Source organism: Paenibacillus sp. LS1 (assembly GCF_026013365.1).
In the GTDB taxonomy this organism is placed as follows: domain Bacteria; phylum Bacillota; class Bacilli; order Paenibacillales; family Paenibacillaceae; genus Paenibacillus.
In genome coordinates this window covers 560,460-583,517 of record NZ_JAPDOE010000002.1, presented here as the reverse complement: position 1 = coordinate 583,517, position 23,058 = coordinate 560,460, and the positions used below count along the sequence as shown (strand labels likewise).

Sequence of the window (23,058 nt, the reverse complement as noted above, 5' to 3'; positions counted from 1 at the left end):
GGAGTTTACGTATGAAGACAAAGTGAGGACACAACATGAACCTGAAGGCAGCCCGATTCATCGGATTGTTCACGCTGATTATTGTGCTAGGCAGCAGTTCTGCCTATGCGAAGCCTGTACAGAAGAACCGTCAGTACTATGAGGAACGAGGAGAAATCGTGTGGGAGGTTCCCACACAAGATAAACTCATCGCCCTGACGTTTGATGATGGACCAGATCCGATTCAAACCCCGCAGATTCTGGCGTTGCTCCAGCAATATCAAGCTAAAGGAACCTTTTTTGTACTTGGCAAATGGGCAGAGAAATTTCCTGAACTGATTAGGCAGGAGCAGCTCGAAGGACATGAAATCGCCAATCATACGTATGCGCATACGTATGCAGTCCGTTCGACACGTGCTGATAAGTACATGAACGATATGAACGCAGCGGAAAGTTCCATCATTGAAGCTGGTGCGGAGCGTCCCTTGTTGTTCAGGCCACCGGGCGGATACTACAATGACATGGTCATTCAGGCTGCCAAACAAAAAGGGTATACGATTGTACTCTGGTCCTGGCATCAGGATACACGGGACTGGGCTTCTCCAGGTGTAGCGGCCATCGTCAACAAAGTGCTGAAGAACACACGTAATGGGGATATTGTACTTTTTCACGATAAGGTGGAAGGCAAGTCGCATACGGTAGCAGCACTCAAAACGATTCTGCCGAAACTGCAGCAGCAGGGATATCGGTTCGTGACGGTGTCTGAGCTACTTGCTGTGAAGGCACGCGAAGCTGCGAAGGATGGAACTTCACATTCTTCTTCGTTGAAGAATGTGCAACCTTAACATGCCAATTGAATCAAAAGCCGCAGGCCTCGGTATGAGGAAACCTGCGGCTTTTTCTTCCTGTTTTTATATAAATTAAGGAACCAGGAGTAGGGAGGTTGTCCACATAGCTTTCGTTTTGAAACCAAAACGTCTACAATAGATGGAGCTTTGTGATTAAGGGTTATATAGTATACATGATATGAATTACAACATAGAGGGAGTGAATATGATGAATGGACAACAACGAGTAAATATTAAACCGGGTCTTGAGGTGGACATCGTGTTGAAGCAGGATCAAGCTACAGGCAAGCTGACACGTGGTATTGTAAAGGATCTATTAACCAAGTCCCCTACGCATCCACACGGAATCAAAGTACGACTGACGAGCGGCCATGTGGGACGTGTGAAACAGGTCATTGCAGGAGGCTCAAACTAACAGTGGGCAAAAGCGGGGAGATGATCACTACCGCAGATGTAATGGCCCATCTGGCTACAGGTAACGAACGTCAGCAGGACGCAAACCGCGTGTTAAAGACTAGTGGACTGCTAGATATATTAGCTGACTACTACCCATATCCGGCGGGAACGGTACCGATTGATATTGATATTCCGGGCAGTGATCTGGATCTACTGTGTTATGCAGAGGATCTGGATGCCTTTGAAGCTGAGATGCATGATCAGATCGGTGCCGTGGGTGAGTTTCGATGTGTTCGTGGGGGTGGGGATCTTCCAGACCAACGTCCTTATGTGACTTTTAATTTGCAAGTGGGACATTGGCCTGTGGAGATTTTTGCCCAATCTGTGCCAGTCAACAGGCAGAATGCATACCTACATATGATTGTCGAGTGGAGATTGTTACAACTGTGGGGAGACGCGGGACACCGTGAGATCCGCCGACTGAAACGGGCAGGGTGGAAGACGGAGCCTGCATTTGCTTCTGTACTTGGATTAGAGGGAGATCCATATGTGGACATGCTGCATCTGGCAGAGATGAAACGTGAAGATCTCTGGAACTGGGCACGTTCGCGCACGTCTTTGTAAAATGTCTATTTGAGATGAACTAATCATTTACACGATAACGGAGAGGACAGAAAAAACCTGAAAAAGCGAAGCGTTCGCCTAAAAGCTTTCTGAAAGAAAGCTGCATCGGAAGCATACGCTATTACCGGATTTTCCCTTGAGAAAGGGGATCAAAAAAATCTGGGAATAACAGCGATTGGAAGGTTCTTCTGTCATCGTAGTGTCAGTGTAAATAACCTTTGGTCAGATCAAAAAAATGGCTACAATCGTCGTTACCGCGAGTCCCAGCAATACAGGCTTCAGGTTGCGTCTTGCAAGTTCAAAAGGACTGACTCCGCAGATCGCAGCAGCAGGAATCAAGGCCCATGGAATCAAGGTTCCACCACCTACCCATATGGCTGCGACCTGACCGAGTGCGGTCAGCACAGGCGCGGAATCTGCCGAACCTGCGAACATGGACGCAATCGAGCCAACCAAGGAGATCCCCGAGAATCCCGATCCATCCATCCCCGTGACCGCTCCGGTCACCGTCATCGTAATGGCTCCCACCGTACCATTCAGAGGCACCAGTCCAGCAAGTGCAACCCCGAGATCATTCACAATCCCATGTGAACCTTCAGGAAGAGGATTGTGGAACAATTCCGTAATCGCAGCATCCCCCAGATAAAAGAACGCAGCTATCGGAATAACCGGGCCGAATACCTTGAAACCGAACTGAAATCCTTCTATTAAATAGTTAGTCGTTTCCTCTGGTCCCGCATGTCGATGTGCAGCAAGGGTGACGGCGATCAGTATGACCACAGCAGTTCCGCCAATCAGAGCTGTTGCGTCACCACCTTGCAGCTTCAATACAAACATCAAAATCACATCAACTGCGAATAACAGAGGGATAAGAAGAGCGAAGACCTTTTGCAAACGGGGTGACAGTGCTTGACGTTCAACAGGCAGATTGCCAGGTAAAGAAGTAGACACAGCCTCTGACGAGGAGGAAGGATCCGTTGTCACTGTACCTGATTTCATCTCTTGGCGCAGCATCCAGAAAGCTGTAAGTGTAGATACCGTTCCCATGACAATGACCAGAGGTATGCTAGCCGTCATGACGGAAGTAACCGGTATACCCGCCGCATCAGCTGTAAGTTTGGGAGCCCCTTGAATAATGTAATCCCCTGACAGTGCAATCCCATGTCCGAACAGGTTCATCGCAATGGCAGCTCCGATCGGAGGAAGCCCTACACGTACCGCTACAGGAAGCAGTACAGCACCAACCAGTGCTACCGCCGGGGAGGGCCAGAAAAAGAGCGATACAACCATCATGATCAGTCCAATTCCCCAATATGCCACCTGAGGTGAACGGATAAATCGGGTGACAGGTGTCACCATGACCTCATTAATGCCAGTTCTGATCAGAACACGGCTCATCGCCACAATAATCGAGATGATGAAGATCGTACTAAGCAATTCTTTTGTGGCATAGATAAAACTGCTGAAGATTCCAGCGACCGAACCGCTTAAGGTTTCCGTTGCCAGAAGTCCAATGGTCATAATACCCGCGACACAGATAATGGTGGTGTCTCTGCGCCGGATCATTACGGCAATGATCAAGATGATAAATGCCAGATAGACATAGTGTAACGCAGTGAGTTGAATATTCATCGAACAGGCCTCCCTACATCCTGGTGACAAACCCGAGGAGTGATATATCGTATGCATGTCAAGATCGGGCGTTCGTGGAGTTCGGGGCTTGCTGCAGCATTTATTTTTAGGGAGAGTGTGCTGAGCAATAAATGAAGGATTTATTTTACAACTGGAGAATTTATTACAATATGAAGTGTGTTATCCAAACTTGGAGCGAATAGAAGTCACCAGAATTGACATGTGCAGGTCACGGGACCGCATAGACAATGGCAAGCAGGGGTGATTACAATAAACATGCCATCATAAGGAAGAAAATAGAAAAAAACTATGTTGAAATAAAGTGTGTGTTCAAAAAGTCTGGTTTTCAGTACCGAGAAGATGGAATGGAGATAGAAATGGAGTAGCGGAGCGTAGGCAAACTACGTGAGCAACCACAATGTTTCCAAAGGAAACATACTTCGTAAGCCTCCCGCTTATTTCGGCTGAATTTCATATTCGAAGCTGATGATGCGGCTAGGCATAATTCGTAATCAAAAGCGGACTTTTTGAACTACCTCTAAAAGGGCGGGAATCCATAATCCATGAATTTGATCCGTTCACTTCGTTTTAAGTTTATTGTGGGACTTACATTGATCATGCTGCCACTGTTCATGCTGCTCTATTACAACAACGTCTACGCCATGAAAGTCGTACGTGACAAGGTATCTCTCACCAATATGAATCATCTTGCCAAGAGTGTGGAGCAGAATGAACGTGTATTACAGGAGACGAATCGATATTTATATAGTCTGGGCGAGCGGGACCCAGATATTATCTCCCTGTTTTTTCTGGAATACGGCAGTGGCGATTATATCATTGCGAAGCAACGCATTATGAATAAATTCATGACAGATATCGGTTTCTATAATCTGATCGATTCCTTTTTTCTATATGATGCCGTCAATGATGATCTGCTGCTCGCCACTTCGGGCAATTACGATGTCAAAAAGTCGGTTGTGCAGGAGAGTATGCCGGTCCAGATGCAGCAATTGGAAGGTGATATCCAGAAGCCGGAATGGAGCATCGTGCGTGGGGGATCGTGGAATGCGCTGGTGAAAACGGTGCGGATCAATCAGCAGTTCTATGCGGGTGCGCTTGTCGATATGAATGCATTGAACCACACGCAGCAATTCACAGAATCCGGAGATAGGGGAGGCGCCGTCATTGTTGGAACCGATGGTGGGGCATTATCGGATTCCACATTGAATGCTGGACAGATCAAGCTTGCTGCTGCACATCTTTCGGGCCTAAAGAATCCATATCAGGTGATTTCTGAAGTTATGAATAAGGGAGAGGCACGTCAATATCTGATGTTGGGTATTGCCTCAGCCATGTCACAAATGAATTATATCGTGCTACTGCCTGAGGAAGACATGATGCGTAACCTCCCGTTCTTCCAGCAGATCATTCGTCTTCTCCCTATTGGGGCGGCAGTAATTCTGGTTACTGCACTGATCTTTTTGCGGCAACTGTTATTCCGTCCCATGAATTCATTGATCCGAGGCATGAGAAGGGTTAGTCGCGGAGATCTCGATGTGAAGCTGGAGCCCCCATCCTCCTCGGAACTTGAATTTATGACACGAAGCTTCAATCAGATGACCAGCGAGATCCGGCATCTCAAGATTGATGTGTACGAGGAACAATTGCGGACGCGCGAGGCGGAGTTCAAACAATTACAGATGCAAATCAATCCTCACTTTTACCTGAATTCACTCAATATAATTCATAGTCTGGCTTCCTTGAAAAAGCATGAGCTGGTGCAGCAAATGGCTGGCCATCTGGCTGATTATTTCCGATTCAGTCTGCGTGCAGGCAAACGTGTTATTCGTCTGGATGAAGAGCTGGAGCACATTCGTCATTATTTAGAAATTCAGAAGCTGAGGTTTCCAAGCCGATTGGATTTTGAATTGCATATTGAACCGGATCTCGGTAAGTATGTGATCCCGCCATTAACGATTCAGCCCTTTGTGGAGAATGCCATTATTCACGGATTTCAGCGGCGAACGCAGCCATTTGTCATTCGAATCGTGGCATGCCATGGGAAGATGTTATCTGGTCAAATCGATGAGACGGTGCTTCAACTGATGATTGTGGATAATGGTGTCGGATTTGAAGAGGAATTGCTGGAACGTCTGCAGCAGGGGCAATACGCTGAAGACCCGGGTGGACAGCATATCGGTATATGGAACGTGGCTCATCGGCTGTTAGTGAAGTATGGTGATCAAGCCAGTTTGCAGTTTAGAAATGAGGCGGATAACGGCGCTGCAGTCATCATTGATTTACCCGCTCAGACCGAAGAGGAAGAAGGGGGAGCCCATGCGGAACCTGTTGATCGTGGATGATGAAGTGTATGCACTACAAGCGATGGTGGAAGGTGTTGACTGGCATGCGGCCGGCATTGACCAGGTGTTCAGTGCTTGTGATGCAGAAGAGGCGAGAAAGGTCCTGAAGGCAAGTGCCATCGATATCATGATCTGTGATATTGAGATGCCTGGCGAAACAGGGCTTGATCTGCAGAGCTGGGTGTTGAAACATGATCCAGGCATGCTGACCATTTTCCTGACAGGGCATGCATTGTTCGATTATGCTCAGACGGCAATTAAGCTGAACAGCTTTGATTATGTATTGAAGCCGGCTCCAGCGGATCAATTGATCAAGGTGGTAAGCCAGGCGGTGGAGAAGATCAAGGATGGGGAGCAGCGTACCCGTACCAGCGAAGTTTATGAGACCGTATACAAACGCTGGAAGACCCATAAACCGCTCCTGACAGAACGTTTCTGGAAAGATGCCATCTCTCAGCGGATCACGTTAACTGAGCAACGGCTGCAAGAGCTCGCAGAATTGTATGGTGCTGAGATCGATCCACAGGCTCGTGTATTACCCATTGTGATCTCGGTAGAGGAGTGGGTGCGTGAATTCGATTTGCGTGATGAAGAGGTATTAGAATATGCCCTTCGTAATGCAGGAAGAGAGATGTTGCTTGGCGACAAGCCGGGTGAGGTGTTTCAGGATCATAGTGGATTGAATATTGTGCTTGCTTACGAACAAGATGGCATCATACCGAGTGCGAGCGAAGTGGCAGAACGTTGTCAGGGGTACATTCAGGAATGTGGTACGTATTTCTACTGCCGATTGTCCTGTTATGTTGGTGTCCCGGTCGCTGTAACGGAGCTGCAAGGCATGTTGAATGAACTAATGGATATGGAGCGGCGCAATATTAAGGAGCTTGAAGAAGTCTTTGTCTACGATGAGCGGGGCAGAGATCAGGAAGATCGCTTTTTGCCGATTCCGTGGTTTTCGGAGTTATCCATTTTGTTTGAGACGGGTAAAGTTGGGGATTTGCGCGAACGTGTGGATGAGATTTTCGAGTTGCTTGCAGCCCAGGAGGGATTGTCTCCTGAAATACTGCGTCTCTACTATCATGCGATGCTGCATGTGGTCTACCCGTTACTTCATCAGAAAAACGTATCCATACGCAGTCTGTATCCGGGGGAACGGGAGCCGGAAGAGAGTGTAGTCACAAGGTCGTTGCCACAGTTGAAGCTGTGGACGTCTGATCTGATTGATCGTGTCATCCCCGTGTTGTACCCGGACGATCACAGTCCAATGACTATTGTGGATCAGTTATGTATTTATATCGAAACACATATTGGCGAAGAACTCATGCGAGAGGAACTTGCAGCTTTTGCCGGTTTCAATCCTGCTTATCTATCCCGTTTGTTTCGAAAAGAGAAGGGGATGTCCTTGTCCGAGTTTATCCTTCAGGGGAGAGTAGCCAAAGCGAAGACCTTGCTGTCCCAGTCCACCGTCAAGGTGACGGATATCGCTGGCAAGGTGGGGTACTACAATTACTCGCATTTCACCAAAATGTTCAAAAAGTGCACAGGTATCACACCACAGGAGTTCCGCAAACAGTCACGTACCGTATAACTCATGGCGCAGTATGCTGCGCCTTTTGTTTTGTTTATTTTGGTACTAAAGTCATAATTTGATAAGTCAACAGGTCACCACAGCAGATAGAGGTCTTCCTCGTCTCGCCGTATACTTGAACCACAGGAGCCACAACGGAGCTTCATCCTGAGGAAGAATTCAAGAGGAGTGAGGGAGAACAAGTTATGAAGACACAACCCCAGGCGGGTAAGGGAGTACGGATATCGGAAATACCGGGAGAAACAGTCCGAAAGCGCAAGTCTGTGTGGCACAATCTTGGCAAATTCAAGGTGCTGTATCTCATGTTCTTGCCAGGCGTACTGTTTCTGCTGGTGAACAACTATATGCCGATGTTCGGCGTTCTGATCGCATTCAAAAATGTAAACTATGCTGATGGTATTTGGGGGAGCCCTTGGAGTGGATGGGACAATTTCAAGTATTTGTTCTCCACCAGTGATGCATGGGAAATTACCCGGAATACAATCGCGTACAACACTGTGTTTATTGCACTCAATCTCTTTGTAGGTGTCGGGCTTGCTATTCTGCTCAATGAAGTGAAGAACAAGGCGATGTCCAAGTTGTATCAATCGCTTATGTTATTGCCGTATTTCCTGTCCATGATTGTGGTCAGTTATCTGGTATTGGCTTTCCTGGGTAAGGATTCGGGATTCATGAACTCTACTATTCTGCCGATGTTTGGCGGTCAGCCGGTCGACTGGTATTCCGAGCCGAAGTATTGGCCTTATATTTTGCCGCTGGTGAACACGTGGAAGAATATCGGATATTATGCCGTCATCTATCTGGCAGCTGTCGTGGGGATTGATGAAGAATATTATGAAGCTGCTGTGCTCGATGGAGCAACCAAGTGGCACCAGATACGCTTCATCACCGTTCCATTTCTCGTACCATTGATCGTGATTATGACGTTATTGCAAATAGGCCGTATTTTCTATGCAGACTTCAGTCTGTTCTATCAGGTTCCACTGGAGTCGGGAGCACTCTTCCCTGTAACGAATGTACTGGATACCTATGTATATCGAACGTTCCTTATCGGTGGAGATATCGGGATGTCATCCGCAGCGGGTCTGTATCAAGCAATCGTTGGATTCGTGCTGGTTCTTGTATCCAATACCATCGTTAGGCGGATGGATAAAGATAATGCATTATTTTGAGAGGAGGCAAGTCAGCTGTGAAATCACGTGATCCACTAGCCGTATCGAAGCGTTCCGCATCCGTTATTCATGCGATGTTTCTATTCTACGCCATTGCCTGTGTCGTGCCGATCCTGCTTGTCTTCGCTATCTCATTCTCGGACGAGACAACAGTTATTGCAAATGGGTATAAGCTTATTCCAGAGAAGTTCAGCCTAACGGCCTATGAATTTTTGTTCAGAGATATGGATCAGATCCTCCATTCATATGGTATCTCCTTTATCGTTACCGTCGTAGGTACCATTACAAGTGTGGCGCTGACTGCACTGTATGCGTATCCGCTCTCGCGGAGAGATTTGCCATATCGTGGCTGGTTTGCCTTTTTCATCTTCTTCACGATGTTATTCAATGGGGGTCTGGTACCTTGGTACCTAGTCTATGTCAACGTATTGGATCTGAAAAACTCCATACTGGCACTCATTATGCCGCTACTGCTATCCCCATTCTTCGTACTGGTCATGCGTACATTCTTCGCGAACTCCATACCGGTATCCATTCTGGAATCGGCTCGAATTGATGGTGCAGGAGAATTGAGAACGTTTACACGTATCGTGCTCCCGCTCTCCCTTCCGGTAATGGCAACCGTCGCGTTGTTCAGTACACTGAATTACTGGAATGACTGGTACCTTAGCATGATTTTTATATCGGATAACCGGACGATCAGCCTTCAGTACCTTATGTACCGGACGCTGCTCGATATTCAATATCTAACAACCAACTCCAACGTCTCTTCACAGATTTCGTCGCAGGGTGGATTGCTGAATCTGCCGAACAAAACACTGCAAATGGCGATGGCTGTAGTCGGTATTGGTCCAATTGTACTGGCATATCCATTCTTCCAGCGGTATTTCATCAAAGGTCTTACGGTTGGCGCTGTGAAGGGATAACTCTGGCCGGTTAGCGGAGTGGGCAAGGTAAATGAAGATGGACTGAAAGGGCATATATAGAAGCTGCTATGGGTTTATTTTGTGAATTGGGGCAATTGGCTGTACGGTTCAACACATGACAGGAGGGGTTCAATTGGTTAGATCATTAAAGGTATGGTCACGCATGATGGCAACGGTTATGGCGCTGAGCCTGGTGCTGGCAGCTTGCTCATCAGACAAAGGTGGAACAACAACACCTGCAGCCGAAGGCGGAGGAGCAAGTGAGGGCGGAGGCAAGCCCTATGAAGTGACGCTGTTCTACCCAGGGACACCACAGAAGGATGTCGCTCTGGTGGAAGCCGAGATCAACAAGAAGATGGAACCGAAGATCGGGGCTACGCTCAAAATCAATGCGATTGACTGGGGACAGTGGGATAACAAGCTGAATCTCATGATCTCCTCGGGCGAAAAATCAGACATTATCTTCACAGCGGCTTGGCAGAACTACACAGTGAATGTAGCTAAAGGCGCATTCTTGCCACTGAATGATCTGCTTGATGCACATGGTCAGGATATCAAGAAAAACCTGGACCCTGCCTTTCTGGAAGGTTCCCAGGTGGATGGCGTGAACTACGGTGTTCCTACAAATAAGGAACTCGCTGCCACACGTGGTGTGTTGGTACGGAAAGATCTGGCTGACAAGTATAAGCTGGACCTGACAGCTGTAAAGACTTGGGCTGATCTGGAGCCGCTGCTCAAAACAATCAAGGAAAACGAGCCAGCGATTACACCATTCTATATGTCCAATACCAATGGTAACGGGCTGTTGGAGAATCTGGATTGGGATTATCTCGGGGATGCTTCCGTACCTGGAGTCATCTCCAAAACAGCAGGCGGAACAACGGTGCTGAATGAAGTGGAGACCCCTGAATTCAAAGAAGCGGCTGAACTCGCTCGCAAATGGTATCAAGCGGGATATATCAACAGTGATGCTGCGACTTCCAATGTGTTCCCGAAAGACCAAGCGAAGGCTGGAAAAGCATTCCTCTGGACGGATGGCATGAAGCCAGGCAAGGATAAAGAAGAAGAAGGGTATGTGGGTTTCCCACTGACTCAGATTGAGATGACACAGCCGACCATTACGACGGGTGATGCTTCTGGAGCGATGCTCGCGATCTCCCGTTCTTCCGAGCAACCGGAGAAAGCGATGCAGGTCATTAACCTGTTGCATTCCGACAAGGAAATTAACAACTTGCTGAACTTCGGTATTGAAGGTACACATTATGTAAAAAAAGACGGACAGGATAATATCATTGCTCTTCCTGACGGCGTTGATGCCAACAGTCGTACCTACAATCCAGGTGCACAGTGGCAACTGGGTAACCAGTTCCTGAACTTCCTATGGGATAATGAAGATCCGCAGAAATGGGAAAAGTTCAAAGAGTTTAACGCCAAAGGTGTGAAGTCTCCAGCACTGGGCTTTACATTCAATAGCCAATCTGTCAAAAATGAAATTGCGGCGGTCAACAACGTGAACAAACAGTTCAAGCCGGGTATGACATCGGGCGCCGTTGATCCAAATGAGATGATCCCGAAATATTTGGAAAAATTGAAAGCAGCGGGCATTGATAAAATTATTGCTGCCAAACAAGAACAACTCGATGCATTCTTGGCTAAGCAATAAATGATCGTCAGCCATGACAGAGAGACTTGTGTTACTACAAGCTCTTGTCAGCGGTAAATATGGAGGACGTTTTCGGTGAACAACCGATGACGTTCTTTTTTTATTGTTATTTTTTTGATTTGGATTGTTAATCATAATTAGGAAAAATATGATATAATCAGGTGGTTGATTGGGGGTGTTCGTGTGTCGAGAACCAGACTTGTGTTCTCTGGGGCTTTATTGCTTTTTGCAATCATCTTTACATTTAACCACCATCTTGGTTTTTCTGTTGGAGATACCATGCTGTCAGCAATAGGTATATCACCGTATACTACATCTTACTTGAGTGGTGTTCATATCACACTTTTCCTCGGATTGGGGATCTTCGCGTGTGGATTCTACCTTACTCGCAAAGAGATTGGGAAGTCGTTCCCGGGTCTTGCGAAAGGGTTAGCCATCGTAGTTCTCGCTATCGTTCTCAGTTATTCGTACATGACGGATAAATTCATGTATATAGCCAAGTGGGGAGCTAGCGGCATTGAAGGTGTATCCTATGTACAGAACACAAGCTCCTGTTCTTATAATGTGCTGAAAACGGGTGAGACTAGAGCAAGCTGTGATCTGACGCTCAAAAATTACGGCAGGGATGCCGTATCCGCTGTGCTATTGCCTGATCTCGGGCGCAGTTATAAGTTTAAGGACGACCCACTATTGGAAGCCTTGCAGTCTGTACAGTTAAGGCCAGTACATATTGAGATCGAAAGCCATGGAACATTTACAGGCAAGTTGGAGTTTTACGGGAAAGCAGAATCGCCTCTGCTCGTCAGTGGAAAACTTATGGATATTGTGCTGGATGTAGGCGTGGATGGAGTGAATACAGTATTTGATTACGATATTCCATAGTTGATTGATGAATAGAAGAAACAGAATGATTACATAAACAGAAGTAGAATAAGGTTTATTTTGAATAGAAAGATCAAAGATATGTGTTGAAATCTGATCGAGAGCGGGCTAATCGTCCGCTCTTTTTGTGCGTGGAAGTTGTAATTAGTGCAGAAATATTGGTTTTGTCTCCTTCCCCCTACAATTGGTAACGCTTACGCTAGATAATGGGAATCAGTTTGTCTCAAAAAAATAGTTTGTCTTTACCGCTTACATCATTACAATTAATGTCACGACAAATAAAGACAAGGTGAGATGAAAAGATGTCATATCGGACAAACCTGTTTTCCAAAATGGTCATTCTAATTCTGATTATGCTAATTCCAGTTGTGCTTCTGTACTGGTACTCCAATCACAAAACGACAGCTGTTCTCAGAGATGAGTTGAATCGATCCAATAGCAACCAGCTTGAATTTTTCCAGAATCAGGTGAACACACACATTGAGCTGTTATCCTCATGGCCGAATCTGCTCATCCATGATCCTGATATTGCGAGCTTCCGGAGAATTTATGCGGATAGTAAATATTTTGATCTAGATGCTATTAATTTGGTTAAGCGTATTCAGAATAAGCTGAGTATTCAGGAGAGTTCATCCAATTGGGCGACAAAGTTATATCTGTATTCCCCTTCGCTGGGCAGGGTGGTTTCCGAAAGGGACGCACGTTCTTACGATAAAGAAGCGCTAAGGGAAAATATCAGTTCCGGCTGGGATGTACGCAAAATTCAGGATGGGGAAGATGATCGGTTCATGTTTAGCTGGATTACGGTATCTCCATACGGTATTAAAGACCCGGCTAATAATGCGGAAACGATTATTAAACTGGAGTTTGATAGTGACAATATTCGGGATATGCTCGACAAATTCAAGGACGATGGCAGGCATGATCCCTTCTATTTCCGTGAAGAATCGGGGGTTATCTATAACCGGACTTCAGATCGTTCATTAACGAATCAGTTGATGGAAGAACTATCCATCCATAAACTTCAGGATGTGGATAACCGTACGGTGGTGATCGGGGATGAGCCCTACATGGTCAACACTGTGAAATCCAGCACAACAGGCTGGTATTTGGTGGACTATATGCCTCTATCAGATATTTTGAAGCCTATTCATCAATCGAACATGTTGTTTTATTCTTCCATGATTTGTTTGTTGCTGATGAGTTTCGGTGTGGCGTACTTGTTATATGTTCAGGTGCAGGTGCCAGTGAAACAACTCATTCGTGGGTTCCAGCGATTGAAGCAGGAAGATTATTCCGTGAGGATTAAGCCAAAGGGCCGCAATGAATTCAGTTTCCTGTCTGAACGGTTCAACTTGATGGTGGAGCAGATCCAGCAGTTGTTTGAACACGTTTATCTGGAACAGATTCATGTGCGTGAAGCCCGATTGAAGCAGCTGCAATCGCAGATTAACCCGCACTTCTTCTATAATTGTTTCTCTTTCATTACGAGTATGGCGAAGCTGAAGCGCATGGACGCCGTTGTAGCGATGTCGCATAATCTCTCGCGATATTATCGGTATACAACAAGACAGGAACGGGACGTGGTGCCGTTGACAGAGGAGATTGAATTTGTCAGCTGTTATCTGGAGATCCAACGGATGCGTATGGACCGCATTCATTACAAGCTTGATCTGTCCGAAGAGATGCTGAGACAGGAAGTACCGCCGCTGATCGTGCAGCCACTGGTGGAGAATGCGGTGATTCACGGTATTGAAGCAGATGCAGAAGCTGGAGAAATAAGAGTATCCGGGGAAAAACAGGGCGGTGTCATGGTTCTTGTCGTAGAAGATGATGGGCAAGGCATGACGCAGGAGGCGCGTGAGGCACTCCTGAGTAAGCTCAGGGGAACAATGGATCAGGAGATGGGCTGTGGCCTGTGGAATGTGAATCAGAGACTCCAGCTTCGATATGGGGAGCAAGCAGGGCTTGATATAACGGAATCGGAACTTGGTGGATTACGCGTTACACTGACGTGGCCTGCCGAGCAGGAGTATCTTCTAGAGAACGAAGAGTAAACATCTGGAACGTGTAGAGCATGTTGAAAAATAGAATCCAATGTAGAACGAACGAGATAGGGAGTGACGAGCTTGATAGATATACTGCTGGTAGATGATGAAACGTATGTAACAGAAAGTCTGGAACTCACGATCCCCTGGGGAGAACTTGGGGTAACGACCGTGCTGCGTGCAGCTTCCGGTAAGGAAGCATTAGAGATTATGGAGGAAAATGCAGTAGACATCGTAGTCACGGATATTCGAATGCCTGGTATGTCGGGACTGGATCTGATTGCAGAGGTGAGTAAGCGCTGGTCTCATATTCGCTGTATCTTGCTGACGGGTCACAGTGATTTTGCTTATGCGAAGAAAGCCATTCAATTGCAGGCAGCGGATTATATCCTCAAACCCGTTAACGATGATGAGTTTATGGGATCGGTCTCAGCAGCCATCACATCTCTTCGCGATGAGTGGGATGAATTCGATAAATATCACCGGCTCTTATACAGCCGGAAGTCTGACTATAAGATTTTACGGGAAAATCTCATGCATGATCTGCTGCTTGGTCGTGAGATAACGGCGCGGGCACTCCGGGAACAACTGCAACAATATGAGATCCATATTGATCCCGAACAATCGGCAGTGATGATGCTGATTCGCCTTACGGGACGCTTCTCGTCAATGGACCAGCAATCCCTTGATCTAATGGATTTTGCTGTAGGTAATATAGCGGAGGAAGTGCTCGGAGAGCAATTTAACGTGTGGTTTGGTCGCGGACCCCACGAGTGTCTGGTTATGTTTTTACAGAGTCAGGGACAGATTGAAGCTCCACAGATGAACTTGGAAACGTTGAGGATCTCTGCTGAAACCTTCCGTGAGCATGTTATTCGATATCTGCAGGGAGATCTGTCCATGGTGGTTACACCATCATTTCCCTTTAATGAGTTGACAGCAGCGTATAGAAAAAGTCTGGGTTCCCTTGTCCTTTCCGGACCGGAAGAACACCAGATTATATACATGGACATGGATCAGGCACTTAGTAAACGACCCGACAATGATGCGACGCAGGCGCTCGAAGAGCTGTACAAGCCGCCTGTACTTCCGCAATTGCTTGAGACCAAGCAATGGGAAGCGGCAGCACGCAAGCTGAACACGGTCTTTGATGCAGCGGAACAAGTACGTTTGTCGAGAGAACATGTGTATGAGATGTATCTGTCCGTAACCAATGCATTTATGTACATCGCCCATAAACAGGGACATCTGGTACATGAGATTGATCATGCGGGATTCGATCTGCTCCTTGCTCATCAGTTAATTCAGTCTCCTGAGAAGCTGCGGCGATGGGCAACCGAGATGCTGGCGAAACTTCAGGAAGAATTGTCTGATCAGGAAGGTGTGCAGAGCCGCAGACATGTGATCAAGCAGGTTCAGGAACTGGTGACTAGAGATACTGGACAGGATCTGTCGGTGAAGATGATTGCGGACAAGGTATATTTGCACCCTGTATATCTATCGAAGATTTACAAGGCAGAGACGGGGGAAGGTCTTGGGGATTATATGATTCGTATGCGCATGGAGCGGGCTCTATATCTGCTTAAGAATAGCAACAAAAAAATATACGAGATTACGAGTGAGCTCGGCTATCAAAATCCGCAATATTTCAGCAAAATGTTCAAAAAGCATTATGGCATGACACCCAATGAATTTCGGGATCAGGCATAATTTCAACAACATTCCAGAATATAGGTTGGCAAAGGTGCAGAAATCTTGATTTCGTATCATAGGCTCAAAGGCCTGGTCAGCCTATAATGAAAGGGTAACCAAAACGATTTAAGGGGGAACAACATGAGAGCGCAATCAACGAAAAAGAGATTCTTGACGCTTCTCGCTACAACGCTGTGTCTAACTGTCGTTCTTGCAGGATGTTCAGGAGGCAGTGGGGGCGGAGATAGTGCCACACCAAGTACATCTGGAGCCCAAAACGAATACAAAGAAAAATATGATCCGGAAGTAACCATTACGACTGCATGGGGAATTGACCCTGAGCTGAAGTTTAAAAATGGTGAATCCATGGAAAATAACGTGGCAACCAAGTGGGCCAAGGATCAATTCGGTATTAATATCAGTTCATTGTGGTCTGTAACGGATACGAATGGGGCATTTGCAACCAAACTTCGCCTGGCAATGTCTTCTGGTCAAGATATGCCTGATATCGTAACCGTGGGTGATAACCTGCTTGCACAGGATCTGATAGATTCCGGTATGTATCAGGAAGTTGGTCCACTGTTCGACAAATATGCTTCGGACACTTGGAAGAAAGCAATGGAGCAAGACCCTAACGTATGGAACCAATATAGTCGTGATGGCAAAAGAATGGGTATCCCTGTTCTGGACTATGCATACAACAATGATTACTTGCTCTGGATTCGCCAGGATTGGCTGGATAAGCTGAAGCTGGAAGCTCCAAAAACAATCGATGAGCTTGAAACCGTAATGGATGCATTCAAAAACCAAAACCCGGATGGATTGTCTCCCGATAAGGTCATCCCGCTCAGCATTGGTTTCAAAACATCCATGAACACTTGGATGGGAGACCCATCCTGGATCTTCGGAGCATACGGAACCTTGCCGTTCCAATGGAATCTGGCTGCGGATGGCAAGCTGGAGTATGGTTCTATCAATCCGGGCATGAAGCAAGGTTTGACCAAATTGAGCGAATGGCTCACAAAAGGTTATATCCCGCAAGAAGCAGCTCTATGGGATGAAAACAAAACGGCAGAGCCAGCAGTTGCAGGTACAGCCGGCATTATTCCAGGTCCTTACTGGATGAGCGGATGGCCGCTTCTGGATACTGCGAAAAATGTACCAAGTGCTGTTTGGAAACCAATTGAGATTCCAACTGGTCCTGAAGGTAAAGCAATGCGTCACGGAACACAGTTCGTTAATGGTGTTACGTTGATCAAAAAAGATATGGCACACCCTGAAGCATTCTTTACGTATCAGAACTATCTGTTCGATAATTATGCAGATCCAGCACCAGGAAGCCAGTATGATAACGGTTTGTTTGAGAAATATGACTATCAACTGGATGCTAATGGAAAACAAATGCCGATTGACGAGATCGAAGGCGGATACGTGAACGTTGTACGTTATTTGCTTGTTCGTGACGGTGCTCGTATTCCAGATGCACAGATGAAAGCACTCTTGAATTTGGCGGACGGCAAAGAGCCGGAAACGAAGCTGGAGAAAGATGTTGCAGTAAACTATGGTAAAGAAACGCCAGCGGCAGCGAAAGTGTTGCTGAGTCAAGAAGAAATTTCATTCAAAAACATGTTCACAGGTCCGACAACGCAGACGATGAAATCCAAGCTGGACTACCTGAACAAAATCGAGAATCAGGCATTTAACGAAATTATCTATGGTAAAAATCCGGCTGATGCGTTTGATACCTTTGTACAAACGTGGAAATCCGGTGGCGGTGACCAGATCACGCAAGAGGTCAACGAATGGTATGACGGTGTGAAAAAATAGTTTTAAGCAGCGCCCAGACGATCGTCGTCTGGGCGCTTTTTTTGGTTTATTCAAGCTGAAGCAAAGTGGTTGAATTTGTGCCATTTATATTGCTTTTATGTGCTGTTTGGACCCCGTAAAAGGTTGATATAATCGCATTATAAGCCACTCAGGGAGTACTTGAGTAGGAAGAAATACAGGGGGAGCAATCATGAGAACTTTGAAACGCACTTGGCCATTCCACGTTATGCTGTTGCCAGCCATTATCTTTCTGATCATCTTCAGTTATGTGCCTATGGGCGGGATCATTATGGCATTCCAGAATTACAAGCCATGGCTTGGGATTAGCGGCTCTGAATGGGTCGGGCTGGACAACTTTAGATATTTGTTTGAACGTGAAGACAGCTTACAGGTCATCTGGAACACATTGATTATTGCTGTACTTAAACTGATCTTCAACTTATTTATCCCATTTGTTTTTGCTATTCTTTTGAATGAGGTTCGCAAGATGGCTGTACAGCGAACCATTCAGACACTTGTTTATTTACCTCACTTCTTGTCCTGGGTCATTCTGGGCGGGATTTTGATAGATCTGCTGTCAACTGGAGGGTTGGTGAACCGGGTTCTGGGAACTTTCGGACTCGGACCATATTTCTTCCTCGGAGACAACAGTTGGTTCCGATCTACAGTCATTCTGACAGATGTGTGGAAGGAATTTGGCTATAACATGATTGTCTTTCTGGCTGCCCTTGCCGGAATTAATCCAGCATTGTACGAAGCAGCGGAAATTGACGGAGCAGGACGCTGGAAACAGACACTGCACATTACAATTCCTTCGCTCGTGCCGATGCTGATGGTTGTAGGAACACTGGCTCTTGGTAACGTACTGAATGCCGGATTTGATCAGATTTTCAACCTGTATAACCCGCTCGTATATCAAACGGGTGACATCATTGACACATTCGTATATCGTTCTGCGATGCAAAATGGTGAGATGGGCTTCGCAACAGCGATCGGATTGTTCAAATCAGTCATTAGTATGATCTTGATTCTCGTATCTTACAGCTTAGCCAAAAAGTACGCTGGATATCGCATATTCTAAACGAATGAACAGAGAAAGAAGGGACCACGATGTATCATAAATCATTGCCTTATCGCGTGTTTAATATAGTCAACACCTGCTTTCTGATTCTGATCGCCATCATGTGTATCGTACCGATGATTCATGTACTGGCAGTATCCTTTAGTACAAAGGCTGCTGCTGATGCCAATCTGGTCAACCTTTGGCCTGTAGGTTTCTCACTTGAAGCTTACAAAAAGACGATGAACAATCCAATTTTCTTGAACTCACTCTGGATTTCACTCCTACGTACAGTAATTGGTACAGCGATTACCTTGCTAATTACCTTCTTGGCGGCATATCCATTGTCCAAAGAAAATAGTGAGTTCAAAGGCAGAACGATCTACTCCTGGATTTTCGTATTCAGCATGATTTTCAATGGTGGACTGGTTCCATTCTACATGGTTATTCAGAAAATCGGGCTGATGGACTCCTTCTGGGTACTGGTACTGCCAGGCGCAGTTAACACATTCCTTGTCATCCTGATGCTGAACTTCTTCCGCGGTATTCCGAAAGAGCTGGAGGAAGCGGCGCTGATGGATGGAGCTAACCATTTCAGAACATTGTTCAGTATCTTCCTGCCGATCTCCTTGCCGTCGATTGCAACCATTGCATTGTTCAGCATGGTGTTTCACTGGAATTCATGGTTTGATGGATTGCTCTATATGAATAATGCAAAGGATTATCCACTTGCTACATTTATGCAAACGGTCATTATCGGACGTGACATGAGTAGTATGAGCATGAATCCCAAAGAGATGGAGTCTCTCTCTCAAACGACGGTAAGAGCAGCTCAGATCTTCATCGGCAGTGCACCAATCTTAATTGTGTATCCGTTCCTGCAACGTTTCTTTGTTAAAGGTATGACGTTGGGCTCAGTTAAAGGCTGAGCCTGTATCCCAAATTAAATGGAGGATGATACAGTGAGCAACTTGGAGGAAAAGACATTCGTTCTGGGAATGGATGTATCTTTTATGGACGAGATTGAACAACATGGTGGAACCTACAGTGATGTGGACGGCAAGGAACAAGACTTGCTGTCCATCTTGAAGCTCAATGATGCTAACGCGATTCGGCTGCGGATCTGGAATGATCCTGTAGGTGGGTTCTGCAATCTGGAGCGGACGGTGGCAGTAGCCAAACGGATTAAGGAGCAGGGCTTGCAGTTTTTGCTGGATTTACATTATTCCGATCGGTGGGCCGATCCAGCTAATCAGTGGAAACCAAAAGCATGGGAAAATTTCTCCTATGAGGAGCTTCAACGTGCGGTATGCACGTATACCGCTGATGTCCTGAGAACGTTGAAGGAACATGATGCTCTTCCAGACATGGTACAGGTCGGCAACGAGATTACACCAGGCATGTTATGGAATGAGGGACGTGTCGGTGGAGAAGAGCACGATACGGATGAACAGTGGGAGCGCTTTGCAGGCCTTGTGAAGTACGGAATTGCTGCGGTCAAATCCGTTGACGCGGATATTCAGATTATGATACATATTGATCGTGGTGGAGATAACGCCGAGAGCCGCAAGTTCTACGATCGCTTTGAAGCACTGGGTGTGGAGTTCGATATCATTGGACTCTCGTATTATCCGTGGTGGCATGGCACACTTGACGCGTTACGTGACAATCTGCATGATCTGGCAGAGCGTTATGGTAAACCTGTCAATGTCGTTGAAACCGCTTATCCGTGGACGCTGGAACAGCCGGAAGGCATCGAATGGATTTTGAATCAGGAAGAATTGTTGTTGCCAGGGTACCCTGCAAGTGTAGAGGGGCAGACCAAGTATCTGAAGGATCTGTTGCAGATTATTCGCGAAGTTCCTAGTGGTTTGGGTCATGGATTCTATTATTGGGAACCTGCCTGGATACCAAGTAAGGAAGAATGGTCCGTGGGACATCCGAATAACTGGGGTAACCTCACGATGTTTGATTTTAAAGGCCGTAAGTTGGAATCGTTTACAGCGCTCGCTGCTGTAGAAGAATCAGATGCAGAGACATACGTGTAATATCTTTCAATAAAAATTGTAATTCAAAAGCAAGGGAGTTGTCCTTATGACATACAAATTTCCACCTGTAAGTTCCAAAGCCCCGCACATGTTGCATGGTGCAGACTATAACCCGGAGCAGTGGCTCCGCTATCCTGAAGTTCTGGAAGAAGATATTCGCTTGATGAAGCTTGCCAAGTGTAACGTGATGTCCATTGGTATTTTCTCTTGGGTATCCCTTGAGCCGGAAGAAGGCGTATATACGTTTGAATGGCTGGATCAGGTGTTGGATCGTTTTGCAGCCAATGGCATCTATGCCTTCCTGGCTACACCAAGTGGTGCGAGACCAGCATGGATGTCCGCCAAGTATCCAGAAGTACTCCGTGTATCTGAGAAGCGTGTACGCAATCTCCACGGTTTCCGTCATAACCATTGTTATACTTCCCCGGTATACCGTGAGAAGGTTACTGCGATCAATACAAAACTGGCAGAACGTTATTCGGATCATCCGGCTATTATCGGCTGGCATATCTCCAACGAGTTCGGTGGAGACTGTCATTGTGATTACTGTCAGGAAGCTTTCCGTGGCTGGGTTCAGAAAAAGTATAAGACACTCGATGAACTGAATCATTCGTGGTGGACCACATTCTGGAGTCACACGGTTACAGACTGGAGTCAAGTGGAATCTCCGGCTCCACATGGTGAGACACAAGTACACGCGATGAATCTGGATTGGCGTCGCTTCGTTACCGATCAAACAGCTGATTTTATCGTGCATGAAACGAAACCATTGAAAGCTCAGAATCCGGATCTGCCCGTCACAACGAACTTGATGGAATTTTACGGGGGTCTGAACTATTGGAAGTTCGCCGATATTCTGGATTTCCTGTCTTGGGACAGCTATCCAACGTGGCATGATGCAGATGACGATGCAAAACAGGCCTCCCGCATCGCAATGATGCATGACATCGTTCGTTCCATCAAAGGTGGACAGCCGTTCTTGCTGATGGAAAGTACGCCAAGTTCAACCAACTGGCAAGAGGTTAGCAAGCTGAAAAAACCTGGCATGCATCTGCTCTCTTCTCTCCAGGCTGTGGCACACGGTTCCGATAGTGTACAGTACTTCCAGTGGAGAAAAAGTCGGGGGTCCAGCGAGAAGCTCCATGGCGCAGTGGTAGACCATGTTGGCACGGAACACACTCGCGTGTTTCAGGATGTGACGGACGTAGGTACGGCTCTTGAAGGTATGGAAGCTATCGTAGGAACAGCGGTTCCGGCAGAAGTGGCGATCATATTCGACTGGGAAAACCGCTGGGCTGTTAATGATTCACAGGGTCCGCGCAATATCGGTGTGAAGTATGAGCAGACGGTGGAAGAGCATTACGAAGCGTTTTGGAAAAAGGGAGTTGCTGTAGACGTTATCGACATGGATGCAGATCTGTCCAAGTATAAGTTATTGATTGCTCCAATGCTCTATCTGGTACGTGAAGGTGTCGGCGAACGTATTGAGAAGTTTGTGGAGCAAGGTGGTACGTTTGTAGCGACCTACTGGTCAGGAATTGTCAACGAAAACGATCTGTGCTTCCTGGGTGGATTCCCAGGTCCACTACGCAAGACGCTTGGCATCTGGTCTGAAGAAATTGACGGACTGCATGACCGTGATCTGAACGGAATCATTCCTGAGCAGGGCAATGAGCTTCAGCTCACTACAGCGTATGATGCAATTGAACTGTGTGATCTGATTCATCTGGAAGGCGCAAAGTCATTGGCTAAGTACCGTTCTGACTTCTATGCCGGACGTCCGGCATTGACGGTTAACCAGTTGGGTTCAGGAAAAGCGTATTACGTGGCGACGCGTCTGAAAGCGCCATTCTATGATGATTTCTATGCGCAACTCATTGCTGATCTGAACATTGAGCGTGGACTTGAAACTGAGCTACCTTCCGGCACAACAGCACATACGCGTACAGATGGTACGGCTGATTATGTGTTTGTACAGAACTATACACCAGATGAGAAACTGGTTGAATTAGATGGACAGACCTATACGGATCTGCTCAGTGGTGATGCTGTGGGAGCCAATCTCAGCTTGCAGCCATACGACATTCGTGTCCTGCGCAGATCGGTTGCCCGGAAATAATATACAATCCATTTATTATTGAATAAACGATAGTAGTATAAGAAGAGATTGCCTTGAGCACCTGTTATCGGTGTTTGGGGCGTCTTTTTTTATTTTATGTTTTTGGCTGTTGAACCATTTTTTCTGGACAAGATAAAGGATAAACGTGTCCGCGCAGCGAAGACAAACAGGTAACTTGTAACTCAAGACTT

General features: G+C 46.5%; 17 protein-coding genes. 16 read left to right on the top strand and 1 reads right to left on the bottom strand.

Translation table 11 applies throughout. The annotated features are described in order from the left end of the window. Positions 1-35 precede the first annotated feature (35 nt). The 3 genes from OM416_RS11975 (at position 36) to OM416_RS11965 (ending at position 1,847) form a co-directional block, all read left to right on the top strand. A complete protein-coding gene (locus OM416_RS11975) occupies positions 36-824 on the top strand; it encodes a polysaccharide deacetylase family protein (RefSeq protein WP_264929520.1) in 789 nt (262 codons plus the stop codon). Positions 825-1,035: 211 nt separating this feature from the next. Further along, the gene (locus OM416_RS11970; protein WP_264930703.1) at positions 1,036-1,242 is read left to right on the top strand and encodes a YwbE family protein; all 207 of its coding nucleotides are present in this window, start codon (positions 1,036-1,038) and stop codon (positions 1,240-1,242) included. A gap of 2 nt (positions 1,243-1,244) precedes the next feature. After that, positions 1,245-1,847: a DUF4269 domain-containing protein gene (locus tag OM416_RS11965; protein ID WP_264929518.1), complete on the top strand. Its 603-nt coding sequence runs from the start codon at positions 1,245-1,247 to the stop codon at positions 1,845-1,847. 222 nt (positions 1,848-2,069) lie between these two features. On the opposite strand, the gene OM416_RS11960 is transcribed toward OM416_RS11965, so the two are convergent. After that, positions 2,070-3,479, bottom strand: coding sequence for a hypothetical protein (locus OM416_RS11960; RefSeq protein ID WP_264929516.1), 1,410 nt, complete (start codon positions 3,477-3,479; stop codon positions 2,070-2,072). A gap of 563 nt (positions 3,480-4,042) precedes the next feature. Between OM416_RS11960 and OM416_RS11955 the strand changes: the two genes are divergently transcribed. The 13 genes from OM416_RS11955 to OM416_RS11895 all read left to right on the top strand — a co-directional run bounded on the left by OM416_RS11955 (position 4,043) and on the right by OM416_RS11895 (position 22,867). Beyond that, a complete protein-coding gene (locus OM416_RS11955) occupies positions 4,043-5,842 on the top strand; it encodes a sensor histidine kinase (protein ID WP_264929514.1) in 1,800 nt (599 codons plus the stop codon). After that, positions 5,817-7,430, top strand: a complete 1,614-nt coding sequence (locus OM416_RS11950; RefSeq protein WP_264929512.1) for a helix-turn-helix domain-containing protein — start codon at positions 5,817-5,819, stop codon at positions 7,428-7,430. Before OM416_RS11955 ends, OM416_RS11950 begins: the two co-directional genes overlap by 26 nt. Before the next feature lie 185 nt (positions 7,431-7,615). Then, entirely contained in the window at positions 7,616-8,602 is a 987-nt protein-coding gene (locus OM416_RS11945) for an ABC transporter permease (protein WP_264929510.1), read from the top strand. A gap of 17 nt (positions 8,603-8,619) precedes the next feature. Then, positions 8,620-9,528: a carbohydrate ABC transporter permease gene (locus tag OM416_RS11940; protein ID WP_169478570.1), complete on the top strand. Its 909-nt coding sequence runs from the start codon at positions 8,620-8,622 to the stop codon at positions 9,526-9,528. Between the two features lie 133 nt (positions 9,529-9,661). Further along, the gene (locus tag OM416_RS11935) at positions 9,662-11,191 is read left to right on the top strand and encodes an ABC transporter substrate-binding protein (protein WP_264929507.1); all 1,530 of its coding nucleotides are present in this window, start codon (positions 9,662-9,664) and stop codon (positions 11,189-11,191) included. 183 nt (positions 11,192-11,374) lie between these two features. Next, complete coding sequence (locus tag OM416_RS11930) at positions 11,375-12,073, top strand: hypothetical protein (protein WP_264929505.1); 699 nt, start codon at positions 11,375-11,377, stop codon at positions 12,071-12,073. 302 nt (positions 12,074-12,375) lie between these two features. Then, positions 12,376-14,130 (top strand): sensor histidine kinase, encoded by a 1,755-nt coding sequence (locus tag OM416_RS11925; RefSeq protein WP_264929503.1) that lies wholly within the window; start codon positions 12,376-12,378, stop codon positions 14,128-14,130. A 72-nt stretch (positions 14,131-14,202) separates the two neighbouring features. Further along, positions 14,203-15,831 carry a response regulator gene (locus tag OM416_RS11920; RefSeq protein ID WP_264929501.1) on the top strand — a complete coding sequence of 543 codons (1,629 nt, stop codon included), beginning with the start codon at positions 14,203-14,205 and terminating at the stop codon, positions 15,829-15,831. 123 nt (positions 15,832-15,954) lie between these two features. After that, complete coding sequence (locus tag OM416_RS11915; RefSeq protein WP_264929499.1) at positions 15,955-17,640, top strand: extracellular solute-binding protein; 1,686 nt, start codon at positions 15,955-15,957, stop codon at positions 17,638-17,640. Between the two features lie 190 nt (positions 17,641-17,830). Next, a complete protein-coding gene (locus OM416_RS11910) occupies positions 17,831-18,721 on the top strand; it encodes an ABC transporter permease (protein ID WP_062833706.1) in 891 nt (296 codons plus the stop codon). 29 nt (positions 18,722-18,750) lie between these two features. Continuing rightward, the gene (locus OM416_RS11905) at positions 18,751-19,629 is read left to right on the top strand and encodes a carbohydrate ABC transporter permease (RefSeq protein ID WP_062833707.1); all 879 of its coding nucleotides are present in this window, start codon (positions 18,751-18,753) and stop codon (positions 19,627-19,629) included. Between the two features lie 33 nt (positions 19,630-19,662). Continuing rightward, the gene (locus OM416_RS11900; protein WP_264929494.1) at positions 19,663-20,748 is read left to right on the top strand and encodes an arabinogalactan endo-beta-1,4-galactanase; all 1,086 of its coding nucleotides are present in this window, start codon (positions 19,663-19,665) and stop codon (positions 20,746-20,748) included. A gap of 46 nt (positions 20,749-20,794) precedes the next feature. Next, on the top strand, positions 20,795-22,867 hold the full coding sequence (locus OM416_RS11895; RefSeq protein WP_319951904.1) for a beta-galactosidase: 2,073 nt from the start codon (positions 20,795-20,797) through the stop codon (positions 22,865-22,867). The last annotated feature ends 191 nt before the right edge of the window (positions 22,868-23,058 follow it).